This is a genomic window from Pseudonocardia yunnanensis (assembly GCF_039534065.1).
GTDB classification, from domain to species: Bacteria; Actinomycetota; Actinomycetes; order Mycobacteriales; family Pseudonocardiaceae; genus Pseudonocardia; species Pseudonocardia yunnanensis.
Window position 1 is genome coordinate 583,093 of sequence record NZ_BAAAUS010000001.1, and the last position, 16,884, is coordinate 599,976.

Consider the following 16,884-nt stretch of genomic DNA (forward strand, 5'->3'; position numbering starts at 1 on the left):
CCACCCGGCCATGATGGGCATGTCAGCCATTAGAAGGAGATGCGCATGTCCGCACCGAACGGAATCGATACCGCCGTCGCACCGAGTGGCACGGGCTGCGCCGAGTGCAACGAGGTCGGGGGCTGGTGGGTACACCTGCGGCGATGCGCCCAGTGCGGCCACGTCGGGTGCTGCGACACCTCGCCCGCCCAGCACGCCACCGCGCACTTCCGCGCCACCGGGCACCCGTACGTCCGCAGCTTCGAGCCCGGCGAGTCCTGGTACTGGGACTACCGCAGCAACGAGATGCTCGACGGCCCCGAGCTCGCCGACCCCGAGCACCGTCCGGTCGAGCAGACCGTGCCCGGTCCGGCCGATCGCGTACCCGCGGACTGGCGCAACCACATCCACTAGGCCACAGGCAGACCCGGGGAGCCGCCCCCATCGCATTGCCCAGGGGCGGCGCCCGGTTCCGGTTGCGCACGGGGCTGTCAGGCGACCATGGCGGCCAGATCCGCCACCATCCGGTCGATGCCGGGGAGCCCGAGAATCTTCCGCTGAAAGCCACGGACGTTCAGCCGGAACGAGGGATCCTCCAGAACCTTCCGGCAGGCCGAAGCCACCGTCGTCGCATCGGAGTCCCTGTCGACGGATACACCGAGGCCCAGGTCCGCCAACCGCTGTGCGTTGAGCGGCTGCTCCGCGAACAGCGGCATCGCCACCATCGGAACCCCAGCGGCCAACGACTCGCGGACGCCGTTGGCGCCGACGTGGCTCAGGAAGAGATCACAGGCGGGCAGGAGCAACGACTGCTGCACGAACGACGTCAGGTGCACGTTGTGGGGCCGCGACCCGGACCACTCGGACGGATCCACTCCCGGTCCCAGAACGACCACTGCCGTGCAGGTCAGGGTGGCGAGGGCATCGACGATGCGGGGCAGCGGCGACGCCTCGGGCGTCAGCGTCGCGGAGCTCACGGAACCCGGGCCGGCCAGCACGAGCGGGCGGTCCGATGGGAGACTCACGATCGCCGGATCGAGCACCTCATCCGTTCGCGGGGCGGGCGCGCGATAGCAGCGGGGGGTGCCGTGCGACGTGTCCGGGTACCACGACTCGGGCATCCAGCTGAACCAGGACTCGCGGGTCAGGGCGGACACGTCGTCGAGCGGAGGCAATCCGACGCCGGCCCGCGCCTCGTTCAGCGCGGGGAGCAGACCAGGATCGGCAATCGGCCCCAGCGGCCCGATGTCCAGGGTTGCGCAGGGCAGTCCGAGCGCCTCGGCGAGCAGGTGCCCCCCGAACTCCGCGCACTCCCGCACCACGAGATCCGGCCCGAATGCCGGTGCCACCTCCAGCATGTCGCGCACTGCACGCACCGCGGTGGCGCCGGCGAAGATCCGACCGGCCGCCTCGCCAGGTCCCAGCGTGGCGGCCTCGGGCGTCGGTGTGCCATCGGGCTGCAACGAGATGCGACGCATCTCCTCCATCGTGCGCATCCGCGGTAGCACCAGGTGCGGCAACCCGGCCCGGTCGAGGTGCGGGGCCATCGCGGCACCGGTGGCGACCGCCACCTCGTGGCCCGCCGTCCGAAGGGCCTGGGCCACCGGAACCATCATCGGGACCAGATGGGAGTAGACCGGAAGACTCGTCAGCAGAACCCGCATTCTTTCCCCCGCCCGGAATTGCAGCAGCAACCATAACGCTGCGCGTCGCCGAGAAAACAGTCCTCGATGTTTCGAGATAACGGCAATTATCGGCCAGATGAAACTCAATCAGGACGAATATGGTCATCCGCGGGCCTCTGGCGAGGTGAACCCGACGTCGAGGCAGGATCAAGGACGTGGAACCTCTCCGGATCGGCGTCCTCGGCGCCGCACGCATCGCAGCCGCCGCGATCGTCGAACCCGCCCGTCTCACCGGCGCCCGACTCGTGGCGGTCGCCGCGCGCGACCAGACCAGGGCGAAGGCCTTCGCGACCGAGCACGACGTCGAGCGGGTGCTCGACTCGTATGCCGACGTGGTCGCCGACCCCGAGGTCGAGGTGATCTACAACCCGCTGGCCAACGGACTGCACGGGCCGTGGAACCTCGCGGCGATCGCGGCGGGCAAGCACGTGCTCACCGAGAAGCCCTCGGCCAGTGACGCGGCGGAGGCCCGCGAGGTCCGCGACGCCGCCGCCCGCGCGGGAGTGGTCGTCATGGAGGGCTTCCACTACCTGTACCACCCGGTGGCACGCCGACTGCTCGACGTACTCGCGTCCGGCGAGATCGGTGAGCTGCGCCGCGTCGAGATCGACATGATGATCCCGCCGCCCCCTGTGGGCAACCTGCGGTGGTCGTTCCCGCTCGCAGGCGGCGCGACGATGGACGTCGGCTGCTACGGACTGCACATGCACCGGGCGCTGGCGCCGTTGGCGGGCGGCGAGCCCCGGGTGGTGGCCGCCCGGGCCGGCGAGCGCGCCGGAAACACCGGCGTGGACGAGTGGCTCGATGCGGATCTGGACTTCCCCGGCGGAGCCACGGGCACCGTCCGCTGCTCGATGACGGCCCCGGAGAACCGCATGACCGCCCGGATCATCGGCAGCCGCGGCGAGGTGAGCGCCGCCAACTTCGTGTTGCCCCACCGCGACGACCGCGTGACGGTGACGGCCGACGGCGCCGAACGCGTCGAGGAACTGGGTCGCCGACCGTCCTACGCCTACCAGCTGGAGGCCTTCGCGGGTCACCTGCGCGGGGGCGATCCGGTGCCCACCGATGCCGACGACGCCGTGGCCACGGCGGAGCTCATCGACGCCTGCTACAGCGCGGCAGGGCTCCCGCCACGGCCCCGTACTCGCCTCTGAGAGCGGCGAGCCGACCCTCGTGGCACGTGTGACGCGCCACAGGGGGAGGATTGACCAGGTGTTCTCCGCCGCCGACGTCGACGCCGCGGCCACCAGGCTCACCGGCGTCGCCCGCCAGACCCCGCTGCTGCACAACGAACGCCTGACCACCGCCATTGGCGCCCAGGTGTGGCTGAAGCGCGAAGACCTCCAGGTCGGACGCTCGTACAAGCTGCGCGGTGCGTACAACCTCCTGGCCCAGCTCGATGCCGACGAGCGCGCTGCCGGCGCGGTCTGCGCCAGCGCGGGCAACCACGGCCAGGGCGTGGCGTACGCCTGCCGGCAGCTCGGGATTCACGGCCGGGTGCACGTTCCGAGCACCACACCGCGGCAGAAGCGCGAACGGATCGCTGCGCTCGGCGGCGACGCGGTCGAGCTCGTCGTCGGCGGCGACACCTACGACGAGGCGGCCGCCGCCGCCTCCGACTACGCCGTCCGCACCGGCGCCACCGTCGTACCCGCCTTCGACGACCCACGCACCATCGCCGGTCAGGGCACGGTGGGCATCGAGATCGTGGCCCAGCTGGGCCGCGCACCCGACGTCGTCGTGGTGCCGGTCGGCGGCGGCGGGCTGCTCGCCGGAGTGGGCGGCTGGTTCGCGGCGCACCACTCGGACGTCCGGATCGTGGGTGTGGAGCCGGCAGGCGCCGCGAGCATGGCCGCCGCGCTGGCTGCCGGCGCCCCCACCGTGCTGCCCGAGCTGGACTCGTTCGTCGACGGCGCCGCGGTGCGCCGGGTCGGCGACGTGAGCTTCCCGCTGGTGCGCGACTGCGGAGCCGAGCTCAGGAGCGTCCCCGAGGGCCGCGTCTGCACCGAGATGCTCGACCTCTACCAGGTCGACGGCATCATCGCCGAACCGGCAGGCGCGCTGGCCACGGCCGCGCTCGACGGGCTCGACATCCACCACGACGACACGGTGGTCTGTCTGCTGTCGGGTGGAAACAACGACGTGAGCCGCTACGCCGAGGTGGTGGAACGCTCGCTGGTGCACCGCGGGCTCAAGCACTACTTCCTCGTCGAGTTCCCGCAGGAGCCGGGCGCGCTGCGCCGCTTCCTCGACGAGGTACTCGGTCCCGACGACGACATCGTGCTGTTCGAGTACGTCAAGCGCGACAACCGCGAGACCGGCGCAGCGCTGTGCGGAATCGAGCTGTCCGACCGCGACGGGTACGAGCCGCTGTGGAAGCGGATGGAGGCGAGCCCGCTGAAGATTCAGCTGGTGGCGCCGGGCACCACGGCGTACAGATTCCTCGTCTGACCCCTGATCCGCGACTCCCCCACCCGAGGGACTGTCTCATCTTGCGACCCCGGACAACCGTGACGCGGTGGGGTCAATTGCGGTACGAACTGTATCGGGCAGGCTCGACGGCCGCGGAACCGAGGGGGGCTCCGCGGCCTCGGGCTCGCCACCGCGACTCCTGGTCCCAGTACCCCCTGGGGGTGTAGCCTCGGCGGCATGGCCAGCTACAGCAGCGACAAGGACGCCTACCTCAAGCGGCTACGCCGCATCGAGGGGCAGATCCGCGGCCTGCAGAGGATGGTCGAGGAGGACAAGTACTGCATCGACGTCCTCACCCAGGTCGCCGCCGCCACAAAGGCGCTTCAGGCATTCTCGCTCGAACTGCTCGACGAGCATCTCGCCACCTGCGTCGTCCAGGCCGCGGCCACGGGCGGCGAGGAGGCCGACCAGAAGGTGCGCGAGGCGTCCGACGCGATCGCCCGGCTCGTCCGCTCCTGAGCTCCCTGACGAGCGGCACTGTCGCTCGGTAGGACTGGGCGGACGTGCCGCTCGTCAGGGGACGCCGAGGCCGTGCAGCAGGAGTTCGGCGAGGCGCGCGTAAGCCTCCGCGTCGTCCAGTCCGGTCGCCGCGGCCACCTGCCGCTGCTGGATGCGCACCATCACCGACGTCACGACGTCCGCCACGAACCCGGTGTGCACGTCACGGAAGACCCCCGCCTCCACCCCCTCGTCGACCAGTTGCTGCACACGCCGGGCCGCGGCCCGGGTGTTGCGCGCGTACACCTCCGCGGCGGGCGGGAAAGCAGCGACGTCCTCGACGAACCGGGGCGATGCCGGCGCCAGTTCGGTGGCGACGGCGCCGAGGTAGGTACCCACTCGCCGGCGCGGGTCGGCCTGCGCGGCCAGGGCTGCCTCGACGCGCTCCGTGGCGCCCCGGAAGAAGTGCACGACCGCGGCACGGACCAGCTGCTCCTTGCTGCCCGCGAGCGCGTACAGGGTGCGCTTCGAGCAGTGCAGTCGCGCGGCGAGGTCGTCGAGGGTGAAGTGCGCAAAGCCCTCGGCCAGCAACAGCTCTTCGAGTGCGTCGAAAAGTTGCTCACGGCGGGCCGCACCACGCCTGACGGGGGTCGACATGGCGGCTATCCTAAACGGTACTGACGTATCTATCTCAGTACCGTTAGGAGTCCCGATGGCCGTCGATCGGCTGCTTCCCACCCAGGAGGCCGAGGACCTGCTCGCACTGACCTGCGAGCTCGCCGACAAGGAGCTCGCCACCCGCGTCGAGCAGCACGAGCGCGCCGAGACCTATCCGGACGGCCTCTTCGCGACGCTGGGCCAGGCCGGACTCCTCGGACTGCCCTACCCCGAGGAGATGGGCGGCGGCGGCCAGCCCTACGAGGTCTACCTCCAGGTCCTCGAGGAGCTCGGCGCGCGGTGGGCAGCGGTCGCCATCGCAGTGAGCGTGCACGGGCTCTCGTGCTTCCCGCTCGCCACCTTCGGTTCGCTGGAACAGCAGGAACGCTGGTTGCCGCGGATGCTCGCCGGTGAGCTGATCGGCGGCTACAGCCTGTCGGAGCCGCAAGCGGGTTCCGATGCCGCCGCCCTCACCTGCCGTGCCGAGAAGGTGGAGAACGGCTACCGGATCACCGGCACCAAGGCGTGGATCACCCACGGCGGCAAGGCCGACTTCTACGCGCTCTTCGCTCGCACGTCGGAGGGCTCACGCGGCGTGTCGTGCTTCCTCGCGCCGGGAGCGGCCGAGGGTCTCTCCTTCGGCAAGCCCGAGGAGAAGATGGGCCTGCACGCCATCCCCACCACGACAGCGCACTGGGACGGCGCTGTGCTCGAGCCGGACCGACTCGTGGGGAAGGAGGGCCAGGGCCTGCAGATCGCCTTCGCCGCCCTCGACTCGGGACGCCTCGGCATCGCCGCCGTTGCCACGGGCCTCGCCCGCGCAGCTCTCGAAACCGCCGTGGCCTACGCCCACGAGCGCACCACGTTCGGAAAGAAGATCATCGACCACCAGGGCCTCGGCTTCCTGCTCGCCGACATGGCAGCCGCCGTCGACTCCGCCCGCGCCACCTACCTCGACGCCGCCCGCCGTCGCGACGCCGGCCGCGACTACAGCCGGCAGGCGAGCGTCGCCAAGCTCGTCGCCACCGACGCGGCCATGAAGGTCACCACCGACGCGGTGCAGGTGCTCGGCGGCTACGGCTACACCCGCGACTTCCCCGTGGAGCGCTACATGCGCGAGGCGAAGATCATGCAGATCTTCGAGGGGACCAACCAGATCCAACGCCTGGTGATCGCCCGATCCCTGGCCAAGGGCTAGATCATCGATCCTGCCACTCTGGCCCTCCCCCACTGGTTCCATGATCAGGCCGCCGTCAGGCCGTCTGGGCTCTCGCCGGTCGTCGGGCCGAAGACACCGTCGATGGCCGCCCGGGCGTGCTGGTAGCTGGACGGCACGAGGTGGGTGTAGGTGCGCAGGGTGAAGCCGGGATCGGCGTGCCCGAGGTAGTCGGCAAGTTCCTTGATTGACACGCCCGGCGAGAGCAGGACGGAGGCGTAGAAGTGTCGGAGGGCGTGCATACCGTCGGCCCGTTTGCGGTAGTCAAGCCGTCCCCTGCCGGGGACGGGCCGGACTGCGCCGGACGGCATGCGCGTCCGTCCCTCCACCTGGCGACTCCAGGCGGCCGCGCGCCTGAGGGCCGCCGGCCATGCGCCGGCAAGAGGAAGCTGGTCGACGCGAGCGAGGGTCATCCCCGCTGGCCGCAGATCGTCTTAGCGAGCCCGAACGGCGTCAACCCCGCTGCGCGCCCCGATCCCGCCAGTGGTCCAGGTGAGCAGGACACGCGCGAGCAGGGCGATGGTCGGGGAGCGGGATCGGGGGTTCCGGGCTTACACCGCCCAGCCCCGCCAAGTGCAGGCCAGGATCGCGGGGGATGGAGGCGTCTGCTTGCCCCCACCCAGTACGGTGCACGCGCTCACACCGGCAGTGCCCGGACCAATAGAGTGCCATTGAAGCTGGAGTAAAGTGTCCGCAGTACTAGCCGTTCTACCTCAAGCGGCGACAGCAGCTGTCCTGCTCATACTATTTTATTCGCTGGTGAGCACCAAATGGCCTTCGAATTACTATTCGTCATCAGATCCGCTTTCAGGGAAACTCTCACAGAAGTGGTATCGGTACGTCCTCTTTCGCTTTGGCCCCGTTCTCGTCGCCGGCATGTTGGTGGCTGCGGTCTCCGCCAATCAGCCGGACGTGTACATGTTGGCGGCTTTATTGCTCGGAATCTTGCACGCCGCATCGACATCTATCCGTAGCCTCGCAAGTGCCGCGTTCCGCTCGCAGCTAACCCTGCGTCAGGCGTTAGTCGACACTGTTATCTTCCTAATGTCGATAGCCGTTGCGGTTGCAGGCGGAATTCTGAGCACCGGGTTCCGGCAGTACATTCCAGGGTTTGATAAGTATGTAGAAGTGCTTTTGACTGGCGTCGTAGCCGCCCTGGCTTACTCTTATATCAACAAGTGGACGACCAGCTCTCAAGGCGCAATGCCGCCAGCCGGAGATCTGTTAAAATCGATCCCGAGAGAGCATATCGCAATTACGGTCAGGCTGGCCGCCCAACAGAGGGTCGACCGTGAATTGGCGCTTGCTATTTTAATCTCAGAAAACATGCAGCGGCCCGGTTGGATGCGCCAACTCGAATGGGCATCCGGGAAGGCGAGCAAGACGCACGGACCCTTTCAGAATGTGACCACTAGAAGTGCGACCACGGAAGAGTCGATCGAAAAGGCCATGCGCGACCTCAGGGGGACCGTTTTGCCGAGGCAAAACGGCGGATATCCCCTGCAGGGAAGACTTCAGTACTCTATCGAGAAGCATAACAAGAGCCGTGTTTTTGTAGAGTTCTGTGAATCAGTGTTCTCGCTATTGACTTCTGAAGTCTACCCAATGAGCGCGACAACGGGCGCAGATGGTTCGCCAACGCTTCGAGTTATATCACGCAAGCGGGTCGCCGATAAGTGGGTTGTTCTGGGCGACATGTCCGATGATGTAATCATGTTGCTCGCACTTGCGCACGGCGATTCAGCTCAGCCGCTTGGCGTAGTTTTGCTGCCTGGCAAGTATGGTCGACGAGTGTGGCGGGTGGAAGCAACTGTTGACGATATTCAGATAGACGTCAGGGTGGCGGCAGCCTCTAATCCTGATCTGGTGAACCCTGCATCATCTCTTGACATCTCCCTGTAGTGCGCCATATGCTTAATACTCCACCAGTCCTCACGATTGACTCTCTCGCAGTTCTCTTAACTTAGCAACTAGCTCGTCATCAAGAATTGTACTATCGTCGATAATCGCAGATGCCAACTGTCGGGCATCGATTTCTGCGCCCCTGAGGTTGGCTCCTCTTAGATCAACATTGCGTAGCGTCGCCCGCCGAAGGTCCACTCTCTCAAGCCAGGCTCCCACGAGCGAAGATCCGTCTAGGCGACAGTGCTTGAGATCTCCGCCCACGAAAGATGCGCCTTGAAGTTGGCAGTAAAAGAATTTCGTTCCCGGGAACTTCGATCCCGCGAGGCCGGCTCCTCTGAGATCAGTTTCCGATAAGTCCATCATAAATCGCTTTGGCAGCGGGTAGTTATGCCCGAGAATCCATAGCGCAGTCTTAACATCGCTCGGTACTTCGTTACCCGGATCGCCCCATTGCGGGTTAGGGCTCAACTTGCTTTCTCTGAGTTCATCTGGATCTGATACGGCCCGCTCGGTGATGAACGCGATGATTGCCTCAGTCCCCGCCCGAGCTTCAGGCCGCCGTTCGTCGATAATATGTTCGATTGTGAGCAACCCGCCGATTCGCTCTGACTGCTTCTCAGATCCAAGCATAGTCACTGCTCTCGCAAATCGGTCTACCTCTTGCGAGCGTTTCGACGCCCGGTATGTCTGGGCGGTGACAAGCAGTCCTATCGCCGCGACGATCCCGGCGGCCGACGCTATCACTGCTTGCCTCGTGCTCGCCAGTGCGTCCGCAAGCTCCTTCCCCCGGAGCTCTGAACCGAGCGGTCCAAGCACGGCTTGGGATAACGGTCCAAGCGCAAAGTAGATGAGCAAAAAAGCGAGGGCTATCCCGAGCACGGAGATGGCAAGACGGATGATTAAGCGAGGAATTCGACGAATCTGCCTAAGCGTCGTCCGGCCTGCTGTTCGAATATGTCCTGCTGCTGGCAGTGCTGGCCCTCGGTCCTGCTCCACTGTCGCGGATCGATCACGCGACCGGACTTGGCTCATGGTGGGAACCTACGGCACCCATTGGGTCGCCCTGCAGCATCCTGTCGCACAGTGTCGGCCAGGCGGGCTGAGCCCACGACAGCTACGTGCGTCAGCAACGCTTCTGCCTCCGGCCAAGGCGTTCCCAACGTGCTGGAGGTGGATCAGCGTCATGACGGTCCTGTGATCCATGTTGACGCACCTAGCAGTGGGCTAGCTCCATGATCAGGCCGCGTCCAGGCCGTGGGAGGCCGCCCAGGGCTCCCAAGCGATGACCGACCTCGACCTACTGATGCACAGGTCAGAGTGCATCCGGTCGTCTTCGACCTAGGCGTGGGGGAACCGGCCTCAAGATCATGCAGATCTTCGAGGGGACCAACCAGATCCAGCGCCTGGTGATCGCCCGATCCCTGGCCAAGCGCTGAGCCCAACTACACCTCCGGACGATCTCCAGCCAGAAATGCTTTTCCGGGCGGCCGATCACGGACTATTCGCGCGATATCGGACGAAGCTCCGAGAGCCTGTTTTGCGGCGGACCGCTAGTTTGCCGACGCGGCTGGCCACTACCTGGTCGCCACCTCTGCGTGGTCCAATAATCGGAACGCCTCTTTCAACGAGCCCCGCAAAAAGATGCACCGGCTTCGACTGGATCATGCGATGCCGACTGAAGATTTCCCTATCGACCACATAGCACGCGGAGGGAAACATGAAGACCGAAGCGGCGATCCTGTGGGAGGCCGGCAGGCCGTGGAGCGTCGAAGAGGTGGAGCTCGACGACCCTCAGCGGGGCGAGGTCCGGGCCAGGCTGGCGTCCAGCGGCCTCTGCCATTCCGACGACCACGCGGTCAAGCAGGACATTCTGGTCGGACTGCCGATCGTCGGTGGGCACGAGGGTGCGGGCGTGGTCGACGAGGTGGGACCGGGGGTCTCGCGCCTCGAGCCCGGTGACCATGTTGCGCTGGTCTTCATGCCTGCCTGCGGGCACTGTCGCTGGTGCTCCGGCGGGCACTCGGTGTTGTGCGACTACGGCGCGCTGACCATGGCCGGCATACCCATCGCCGACGGCAAGCCCGCACGCACGCCCGCGGCCAGGGCCTGAAGCGGATGGCTCTGCTGGGCACGTTCAGCCCGTACGCGGTGGTTCACGAGGCCATGCCCCTCGTCACCGAGATCACCCGGGGAGTCATGGCCGACAGAACCATCACGGCGGCCGGCCTGATGACCGGTGACATGTTGATGCCGCTCATGCTGCTGACCCGAAAGGGCGGCCGCGCCTGCCTGACTTCCACAGCCAATCCTCGGGTGACAAACGTCGAGGTGGTGCTGGTCGACGTGATCTTCGGCCAGAAGGAGATCGTGGGCAACGTCTTCGGCGTCTGCAATCCGCACGCCGACCTGCCCCGATTACTGTCGCTGTACAAGCGGGGAGAGCTGAAGCTCGAGGAGCTGGTCACCACGACCTATGCGCTCGACCAGATCAACAAGGGCTACGACGATCTGCTGAACGGCAGGATCATGCGAGGAATGATCACGTTCTAGCGACGGGCCTGGTCACGCTCCGGCCTCGTGCGGAACCCAGGTGGTCAGGTCACGCCAGGTCAGGCGGGGTCGCGGGTGCATCGGCGGCGGCGCCCCGGGCGCGGGATGGCCGAGGCAGACGATGACCTCGGGCACCCAGCCCTCCGGTAGCTGCAACACTTCGCCCACCGCGGCTCGGCTGAAGGAGCTCACCGGGCCTGCGCCGAGGCCGATCGCGTGGGCGGCGAGCAGGAGCGTCGCCATGGCGGTCCCGACGTCGACGTGCAGGCCCGCTGCGTCCGGCGGGAAGCCGTACTCCGCGGCCAGCCGACGGTCGGTGCAGATCGTGATCGCGGCCGCGGGGCGCTGGATCATGCCCGGCGACACCATGCGCAGCACGCGCAGGGTCGCGGGGTCGTCGGTGGCCACGAAGCGCTGCAGGTGCCGGTTGCCCGCGGTCGGCGCCCAGCGGCCGGCGTCCAGGACCGTCTCGATCGCCGTGCGGGCAACCGGTTCGTCGCTCATCGCCCGCACCACCCGGCGGCTGCGGATGACGGCCAGCACGGCTTCCTCCTGCCCGGTCACGGGGCGGCTCCCGGCTGCCCGGTGAAGTGGCCGGTGAGGTGCGCCCCGAGGGCGCGGCACAGCTCGTCGAGCCGGGTGGCGTACTCGTCCCGTCCGTCGCGCGGCACGGCCAGCTCGGGTGCCGCGACCAGCGGCCCCGTGACGAACTGCGCGGTCGACGCCGACGCGCGCGGAGCGATCGCCGCCCCTAGGCGCCGGGCGGCCGTCAGCAGGCGAAGCGGGCCGTACTCGGCCGCCTCGTCGATCTGTGTGCGCGCTGCTGTGACGAGGTAGGCCAGCAGCTCGAGGGCCTCGTCCTCGTCCAGTACGAGCGGCGCACGGCCGGCCACGTTGGGAACGTCCGACATCACGACCTCCTCGTGCGGGCTGCCTGCGGCGCGGCCCGCCATCTTCCCAGTGCCGCGGTCGATCCGGCCGGACCAAACGACAGGGTGCCGAAGCCCGAGGGGGAACGCGACTCGACGCGACGGCGCTGCAGGGTGACGTCGGGTTCGGCGCAGAGCAGTGGGGTCGGTGTCGGCGCGCCGTGGGACGCGTCAGAACATGCGAGGCTGGCCGCTGGAGGCACGTAGTCCCCCGTCGACCGGGATCTGGGCACCGGTGACGAACGAGGCATCGTCACTGGCCAGGAAGGCGATCACCGCGGCGACCTCGGACGGCTGCGCGGGTCGGCCCAACGCAATCCGCTGCTTGAACGCCTCCAACACCTGCTCGTTCTCCAGGTTGGGTGCCGCCATTTCGGTGACGGTGAGACTGGGGTGCACCGCATTTACACGCACGCCGTCGGCGGCGTGATCGAGCGCCATCGCGTTGGTCAGATTCACCAATGCGCCTTTGGCCGTGTTGTAGGCGACCAGGCGCCAATCGCCGCCGAGCCCGGACACCGAACCGACGTTGACGATGCACCCACCGACGGCACGCAGATGAGGAAGCGCCGCACGAGAGGTGAAGAAAACCCCGTCGACGTCGACCGCCATGACCTCGCGCCATTCCGCCGGATCCAGCTGCTCGACCGTGCCGATCGCCGCCGTCGCCGCGTTGTTGACCAGCACGTCCACCCGGCCGTGCCGCGCCGCGGTTCCGTCGATGACCGCCGTGATACCGGCCTGGTTGGAAATGTCTGCGACAGCCGTCTCGACCGTCCCCTCGGCGTCCGCGGCGGTTTTCTGCAGCTTCTCCGCGGTACGCCCGACGGCGACCACCGTCGCTCCCTCGGCGGCGAACCGGTGTGCCGTCGCCGCCCCGATCCCGGACCCGGCGCCCGTGACGACCACAACCTTGCCTACAAAGCGCCCGTGCGTCATTGACTGTCTCCTCAATTAATATACAGCGCATTTAATGATCATTCTCCGTGCACACCGGCTCGCACGCCGCTTATCGGTGATCCAGAGCTGTAAGAAGTCGGAAAATGCCTGGTGCGATGTTCTCCTCGGCACCGTGCCGGGACAGTTCTTTTCCGGCCAGTGCCTGAAGCGCTGTTCGGGCTCCACCCTCGGTCGTCGACTCTATGAGGACGAACCAGCGGACGGTAGGACTCCGGCGCGACGACATCGCGCACTGTTCGGCGGTCGCGTCCTTCGCCGAGGTAACTCCTAGGTCGGACTCGAACAGGTGTGCCCCGACGATGTCGGCCTCCTGGACCAGCTTCGGAAGCAGGTTGTCGGATAACCACGTCCGCAGCGCGATCTCTTCATCGTGACGCGCTCCGAACTCGACCGTGGTGACGATCCCACCAATGCCGCGCCCGGCGCTCGCTGTCACTGTGCATGCGGTCCGGATGACGTTGAGACAGGCTGCCCCCATTCTCTTGGTCCAGTCGGTCGGATCGTTGAGCCGGTCGATGTACAGCGGCGAGCTGAGCGTTGCTATCGACTCCGTCTCGTAAAGAGTGAAGTACTTGCAGCCCTCTGTGGCAGCCGGAAGGCGCACAAAACGTCGTCCGCGCAGGAATCCCTCGATGCCGACTCGCTCCGGGAGATGCTGGTTGGTGTACCAATTGTTGTACTCATCCTCGAGCTCGTCAGGGATGTCGTTCCAAACAGCCAGAGCACCAGCGCCGCGGATCGCCGCCAATGAGCGCGTACTCACCGTGTCCTGCTCCTCATGCGCGAAATGTTTCATCATCGATCAGCCGACGTGCACCGGCGTCGGATCGATGAAGATGTGCAGATCGTCGATGAGGCCGTTGCGGCGCTCAATGATCGTCAGAGCCGGCACGGCGACGTCGCAGCCGTCGAGGCATCCATACGTGACCGTCGCTTCGACCAGCAGGGTCGACCCGGCGGCCCAGACGTTGAGGAACTCGTGGCCGATCCGGCGGTAGCTGGTGAACAGCCAGGTCAGTCCCGCCCTGATCGCGTCGTGTCCGTACATCGGAGCGGCGGAGCCGTACCGCATGGTTCCCTCGGGGGCGAACCCGGCGAGCACAGCCTCGGTGTCCAAGGAGTCGACCTTGGTGTAGAGGTCGGTCAACCAGGCCGGGGCGTCAACCGGCCGCGGCGCCATCGCGCCGGTCATCGGGCCGGCCCCGCGATCCGGGCGCGGACGGCCGCCAGCGTCGTCTCGACGGCGGCTTGGTAGGCCGTGACCATCTGGAGAGACAATTCCTGCTCCGTGACCGGCAGTTCGTCACCCGGCCGGATCGCCAGGGCGAACTGGAACCGAAGCGTGAGCTCGCCGTTCTCTTCGAGGATCTCGTTGGTGATGGTGCCCAGGACCGGACCGTCGAGCCGGGTGAAGACGACCCGGTTGGGCTCGTCGAGCCAGACCCGCTCGACGTAGCGGGCGCCGGCAAGCTCGATCTCGCGATCGAAGAGCGTCTCGCTCATCCGTGCGATCTCACGGCAGGCACTGATCGCCTCGACGTACGGCACGGCGTCCAACGCCTTCTGCTCGAGTCCCTGCCAGATCTGCGCGCGGTCGAGACGTGACGCTCCCGGCGGGTTGGCGCGCAGCTTCATCTCACTGCAGATCAATTACTCCTCCATCTCGCAGTGCACGTGAATCGTCGGGTCAGTGGTCGAGGATCTCGGGGAGGACCGGACCCCAGGCATTGGCGGTGGCGATGTCGACCTCCCAGGTCTTGGGAACCTGTGGGACGTCCTCGTGCCAGGGGCGCGGCTCGAAGTAGCCGTTCGCCTCGTCGATCATCTGGTCGAGCTGGGTGAAAAGCTCAATGGTGTTGCCGTCCGGATCCCGGTGATAAGTGAAGATGTTGTGTCCCGGGCCGTGTCGCCCGGGACCCCAGTGCAGCCGGTAGTTGTTGCGTGCCAGGTGGTCGAGCGTGGTCTGCAGGTGGTTGAGGTCGCGCATTTCGTAGGCGACGTGGTGCATCCCGGAGAACTTCGAACTCTCGAGGAAGTTCGCCGCGTGGTGGTCGGCGTTGCACCGCAGGAAAACGAAGAAGTCCCCGATGGTGTCTGACCACCGGAAGCCCAGCAGGTCCTGGTAGAAGCCCTGAATCTGCGCGAGGCTGGGGCTGAACGCGGCAACGTGACCGAGCTTGGTGGGTTGGTGGGCGGGACCGGCGCCCTTGCCGCTCGGTTCCTGTGACCCGTAGAGGTGCAGGGGGACGTCCGTGCCCGGCTCGGCCAGCACCAGAACGTCTGGCGTGCTCGGCGCGATGTCGCGGCGCCGGGACCCCTCGTACCCGGCGTCGATGATGCGCCTCGCTGCGTCATCGAGGGAACCGACGACCTGGTACCCGACGGCCGTGCGGGCTGCGGCGTCCCCTCTCCGGATCACCACGCTGTGGTGGTCGAAGCCGGTGGTGAGGTACGCCTCCTCGGGGGAGCGCTCCACCACGTGGAAGCCGAGGCAGGACGCGTAGTACTCCACCAGACGGTCCGGGTCCGGCGTGGTGAACTCGACGTAGCCGAGCTTCGAGACCCTCGCTGCCGCGTCCTGCCAGCCACCGCGGGTCGCCGACGCTGAGGTCGCTTCGTTCGATTCTGTGGACATGAAGCACCTTCCGGTGAGCCGGCAGATCAGCCGGCGAGGTATCCGCTGTCGACCGGCAGCACGGCGCCGTCGGCGCAGGCGGTGACGAAAACGACGAGTGACCAGGCCATGGCAGTTCCTTCTAGGCTGTCGCGGCCGCAGTCCAGTCGTCGTCGGCCGTCGTGAGCACGACCCGGCCGGTGTTCGCGTATCCCTCGAGGTAATGGTGGGCATCGACGGCCTGCGAAATGGGATAGGCGCGATCCATCACCGGTCTGAATCCGTCTGCTACCGCATCCCAGAGCCGGCGGGCGCTGCGGAGGTTTCCGCTCCTGACGCCGATGATCCGTTGCGAGCGTGAGTACAGCGTCAGAAGGTCCAACTCGACCCGCCCGCCGAGGAATGCTCCGGAGGTGACCACTCGCCCGCGCACCCCGAGGATCTCGGCGGTCCGGAGCCAGATCGCCGGATCACCGAGGTTGTCGACCACGAGATCGACACCCTTCCCGCCCGTCTCTTCCCGCACCTGTTCGGCGAAATCCGGGTTCGTCGGATCGATGACCGCGTCGGCCCGCAGCGCCAGCAGCCGCCCTCGTTTCGCGGCCGATCGTGAGGCGGCGATGACCCGTGCGCCGCAGTGCACCGCGAGGGCGGCGGTCAACGACCCCAGGGCGGACGAGGCACCGTAGACCAGCACCCACTCGCCGGGCACGAGCCCGGACTCGTCGAACTGGTTCTGCGCGACCGGCCCTGAGAGCGCGAGAGCGGCGGCCTCCTCGGGGCCGATGCCGTCCGGAACGGCGAAAACGTTCTGCTGCGGAACCACCGTGTAGTCGGCGTAGGCGCCCCACGTGTGGACGCCCATCACCCGTGCCGTACCGCACGCCTCCGTCGAGCCGGCAAGGCACGTCTCGCAGGCACCGCAACTGAGGTTGGGGAACACCGCGACGTGGTCGCCGACACGGACCGACTCCACTCCGGCGCCAACGGCGGCAACCGTTCCGGCGTGCTCGGCTCCGAGGACGTGCGGCAGCTCGATCTTTGCGTAGGGATGGGTCCCGGAACGCGCCCTGACGTCGAGAAGCCGTCCGACGCTCACGGCCGCCACACGGATGGCCACCTCACCAGGACCCAGCTCAGGAGTATCCACTTCGTGGATCGAGAGCACTTCGGGTCCACCAAAACGTTCGAACGTCACCGCCCTCATCCGTGACGGCAGGCCGTCCACGTGCTGTCCGCCGGAGGGCCAGGGACGTTGCGCACCGGCGAGCGTTTTGGACATCTGGATCCTCCTTGGCCATCGCGGCGTGGTGCGATTCGTCCGTGCAGTACGACTAACCGGGGTGTATCAGCATCTTCACGCTTGATCGCATGTCGCCAGCCCCCTTCCAACGCCAAACTGTACTCACTTCAAACACTGCTGGGGAAGGCGGGACTGCATTGAGGGGCGGGCATGTGGTGGCTTTCTGTCAGCTC

19 protein-coding genes and 1 pseudogene are annotated in these 16,884 nt (G+C 67.0%); 8 read left to right on the forward strand and 12 right to left on the reverse strand.

Features of this window, described 5'->3' with window-relative positions:
* Positions 1 to 45: 45 nt before the first annotated feature.
* Positions 46 to 393 carry a UBP-type zinc finger domain-containing protein gene (locus ABD743_RS02575; RefSeq protein WP_344718370.1) on the forward strand — a complete coding sequence of 116 codons (348 nt, stop codon included), beginning with the start codon at positions 46 to 48 and terminating at the stop codon, positions 391 to 393.
* Positions 394 to 470: 77 nt separating this feature from the next.
* On the opposite strand, the gene ABD743_RS02580 is transcribed toward ABD743_RS02575, so the two are convergent.
* Positions 471 to 1,643, reverse strand: coding sequence for a glycosyltransferase (locus ABD743_RS02580; RefSeq protein ID WP_344718372.1), 1,173 nt, complete (start codon positions 1,641 to 1,643; stop codon positions 471 to 473).
* Positions 1,644 to 1,819: 176 nt separating this feature from the next.
* On the opposite strand from ABD743_RS02580, the gene ABD743_RS02585 reads away from it, so the two are divergent.
* From ABD743_RS02585 to ABD743_RS02595, 3 genes are all read left to right on the forward strand, one after another.
* Positions 1,820 to 2,821, forward strand: a complete 1,002-nt coding sequence (locus tag ABD743_RS02585; protein ID WP_344718375.1) for a Gfo/Idh/MocA family protein — start codon at positions 1,820 to 1,822, stop codon at positions 2,819 to 2,821.
* Between the two features lie 49 nt (positions 2,822 to 2,870).
* Positions 2,871 to 4,118 (forward strand): threonine ammonia-lyase IlvA, encoded by a 1,248-nt coding sequence (ilvA, locus tag ABD743_RS02590; protein WP_344718781.1) that lies wholly within the window; start codon positions 2,871 to 2,873, stop codon positions 4,116 to 4,118.
* A 198-nt stretch (positions 4,119 to 4,316) separates the two neighbouring features.
* Positions 4,317 to 4,598 carry a metal-sensitive transcriptional regulator gene (locus ABD743_RS02595; protein WP_241039903.1) on the forward strand — a complete coding sequence of 94 codons (282 nt, stop codon included), beginning with the start codon at positions 4,317 to 4,319 and terminating at the stop codon, positions 4,596 to 4,598.
* Between the two features lie 54 nt (positions 4,599 to 4,652).
* Here the strand turns inward: ABD743_RS02595 and ABD743_RS02600 are convergent, their stop codons facing one another.
* Positions 4,653 to 5,234, reverse strand: coding sequence for a TetR/AcrR family transcriptional regulator (locus ABD743_RS02600; protein ID WP_344718377.1), 582 nt, complete (start codon positions 5,232 to 5,234; stop codon positions 4,653 to 4,655).
* A 55-nt stretch (positions 5,235 to 5,289) separates the two neighbouring features.
* Between ABD743_RS02600 and ABD743_RS02605 the strand changes: the two genes are divergently transcribed.
* Positions 5,290 to 6,432 carry an acyl-CoA dehydrogenase family protein gene (locus ABD743_RS02605; protein ID WP_344718379.1) on the forward strand — a complete coding sequence of 381 codons (1,143 nt, stop codon included), beginning with the start codon at positions 5,290 to 5,292 and terminating at the stop codon, positions 6,430 to 6,432.
* A gap of 44 nt (positions 6,433 to 6,476) precedes the next feature.
* Here ABD743_RS02605 and ABD743_RS02610 read toward each other — a convergent pair.
* A pseudogene (locus ABD743_RS02610) lies at positions 6,477 to 6,704 on the reverse strand (tyrosine-type recombinase/integrase); the annotation flags it as partial.
* Positions 6,705 to 7,209: 505 nt separating this feature from the next.
* Between ABD743_RS02610 and ABD743_RS02615 the strand changes: the two are divergent.
* Positions 7,210 to 8,352: a hypothetical protein gene (locus tag ABD743_RS02615; protein WP_344718381.1), complete on the forward strand. Its 1,143-nt coding sequence runs from the start codon at positions 7,210 to 7,212 to the stop codon at positions 8,350 to 8,352.
* Positions 8,353 to 8,382: 30 nt separating this feature from the next.
* On the opposite strand, the gene ABD743_RS02620 is transcribed toward ABD743_RS02615, so the two are convergent.
* Complete coding sequence (locus ABD743_RS02620; protein WP_344718383.1) at positions 8,383 to 9,234, reverse strand: pentapeptide repeat-containing protein; 852 nt, start codon at positions 9,232 to 9,234, stop codon at positions 8,383 to 8,385.
* A gap of 838 nt (positions 9,235 to 10,072) precedes the next feature.
* Here ABD743_RS02620 and ABD743_RS02625 point away from each other — a divergent pair.
* Positions 10,073 to 10,465, forward strand: coding sequence for an alcohol dehydrogenase catalytic domain-containing protein (locus ABD743_RS02625; protein WP_344718385.1), 393 nt, complete (start codon positions 10,073 to 10,075; stop codon positions 10,463 to 10,465).
* 5 nt (positions 10,466 to 10,470) lie between these two features.
* The gene (locus tag ABD743_RS02630; RefSeq protein ID WP_344718387.1) at positions 10,471 to 10,905 is read left to right on the forward strand and encodes an MDR/zinc-dependent alcohol dehydrogenase-like family protein; all 435 of its coding nucleotides are present in this window, start codon (positions 10,471 to 10,473) and stop codon (positions 10,903 to 10,905) included.
* Positions 10,906 to 10,917: 12 nt separating this feature from the next.
* On the opposite strand, the gene ABD743_RS02635 is transcribed toward ABD743_RS02630, so the two are convergent.
* From ABD743_RS02635 to ABD743_RS02670, 8 genes are all read right to left on the reverse strand, one after another.
* On the reverse strand, positions 10,918 to 11,469 hold the full coding sequence (locus ABD743_RS02635; protein WP_344718389.1) for a nitroreductase family protein: 552 nt from the start codon (positions 11,467 to 11,469) through the stop codon (positions 10,918 to 10,920).
* On the reverse strand, positions 11,466 to 11,816 hold the full coding sequence (locus ABD743_RS02640) for a DUF6092 family protein (protein ID WP_344718391.1): 351 nt from the start codon (positions 11,814 to 11,816) through the stop codon (positions 11,466 to 11,468). Before ABD743_RS02640 ends, ABD743_RS02635 begins: the two co-directional genes overlap by 4 nt.
* A gap of 189 nt (positions 11,817 to 12,005) precedes the next feature.
* Positions 12,006 to 12,773 (reverse strand): meso-2,3-butanediol dehydrogenase, encoded by a 768-nt coding sequence (gene budC, locus ABD743_RS02645; RefSeq protein ID WP_344718393.1) that lies wholly within the window; start codon positions 12,771 to 12,773, stop codon positions 12,006 to 12,008.
* 70 nt (positions 12,774 to 12,843) lie between these two features.
* Positions 12,844 to 13,557: a hypothetical protein gene (locus tag ABD743_RS02650; RefSeq protein ID WP_344718395.1), complete on the reverse strand. Its 714-nt coding sequence runs from the start codon at positions 13,555 to 13,557 to the stop codon at positions 12,844 to 12,846.
* 39 nt (positions 13,558 to 13,596) lie between these two features.
* Entirely contained in the window at positions 13,597 to 13,986 is a 390-nt protein-coding gene (locus ABD743_RS02655; RefSeq protein ID WP_344718397.1) for a nuclear transport factor 2 family protein, read from the reverse strand.
* Positions 13,983 to 14,444 (reverse strand): AtaL-like protein, encoded by a 462-nt coding sequence (locus ABD743_RS02660; protein WP_344718399.1) that lies wholly within the window; start codon positions 14,442 to 14,444, stop codon positions 13,983 to 13,985. The genes ABD743_RS02655 and ABD743_RS02660 overlap by 4 nt, the downstream gene beginning before the upstream one ends.
* Positions 14,445 to 14,481: 37 nt before the next feature.
* On the reverse strand, positions 14,482 to 15,429 hold the full coding sequence (locus ABD743_RS02665; protein WP_344718401.1) for a VOC family protein: 948 nt from the start codon (positions 15,427 to 15,429) through the stop codon (positions 14,482 to 14,484).
* A 121-nt stretch (positions 15,430 to 15,550) separates the two neighbouring features.
* Complete coding sequence (locus ABD743_RS02670) at positions 15,551 to 16,690, reverse strand: alcohol dehydrogenase catalytic domain-containing protein (protein ID WP_344718403.1); 1,140 nt, start codon at positions 16,688 to 16,690, stop codon at positions 15,551 to 15,553.
* Between the last annotated feature and the right edge of the window lie 194 nt (positions 16,691 to 16,884).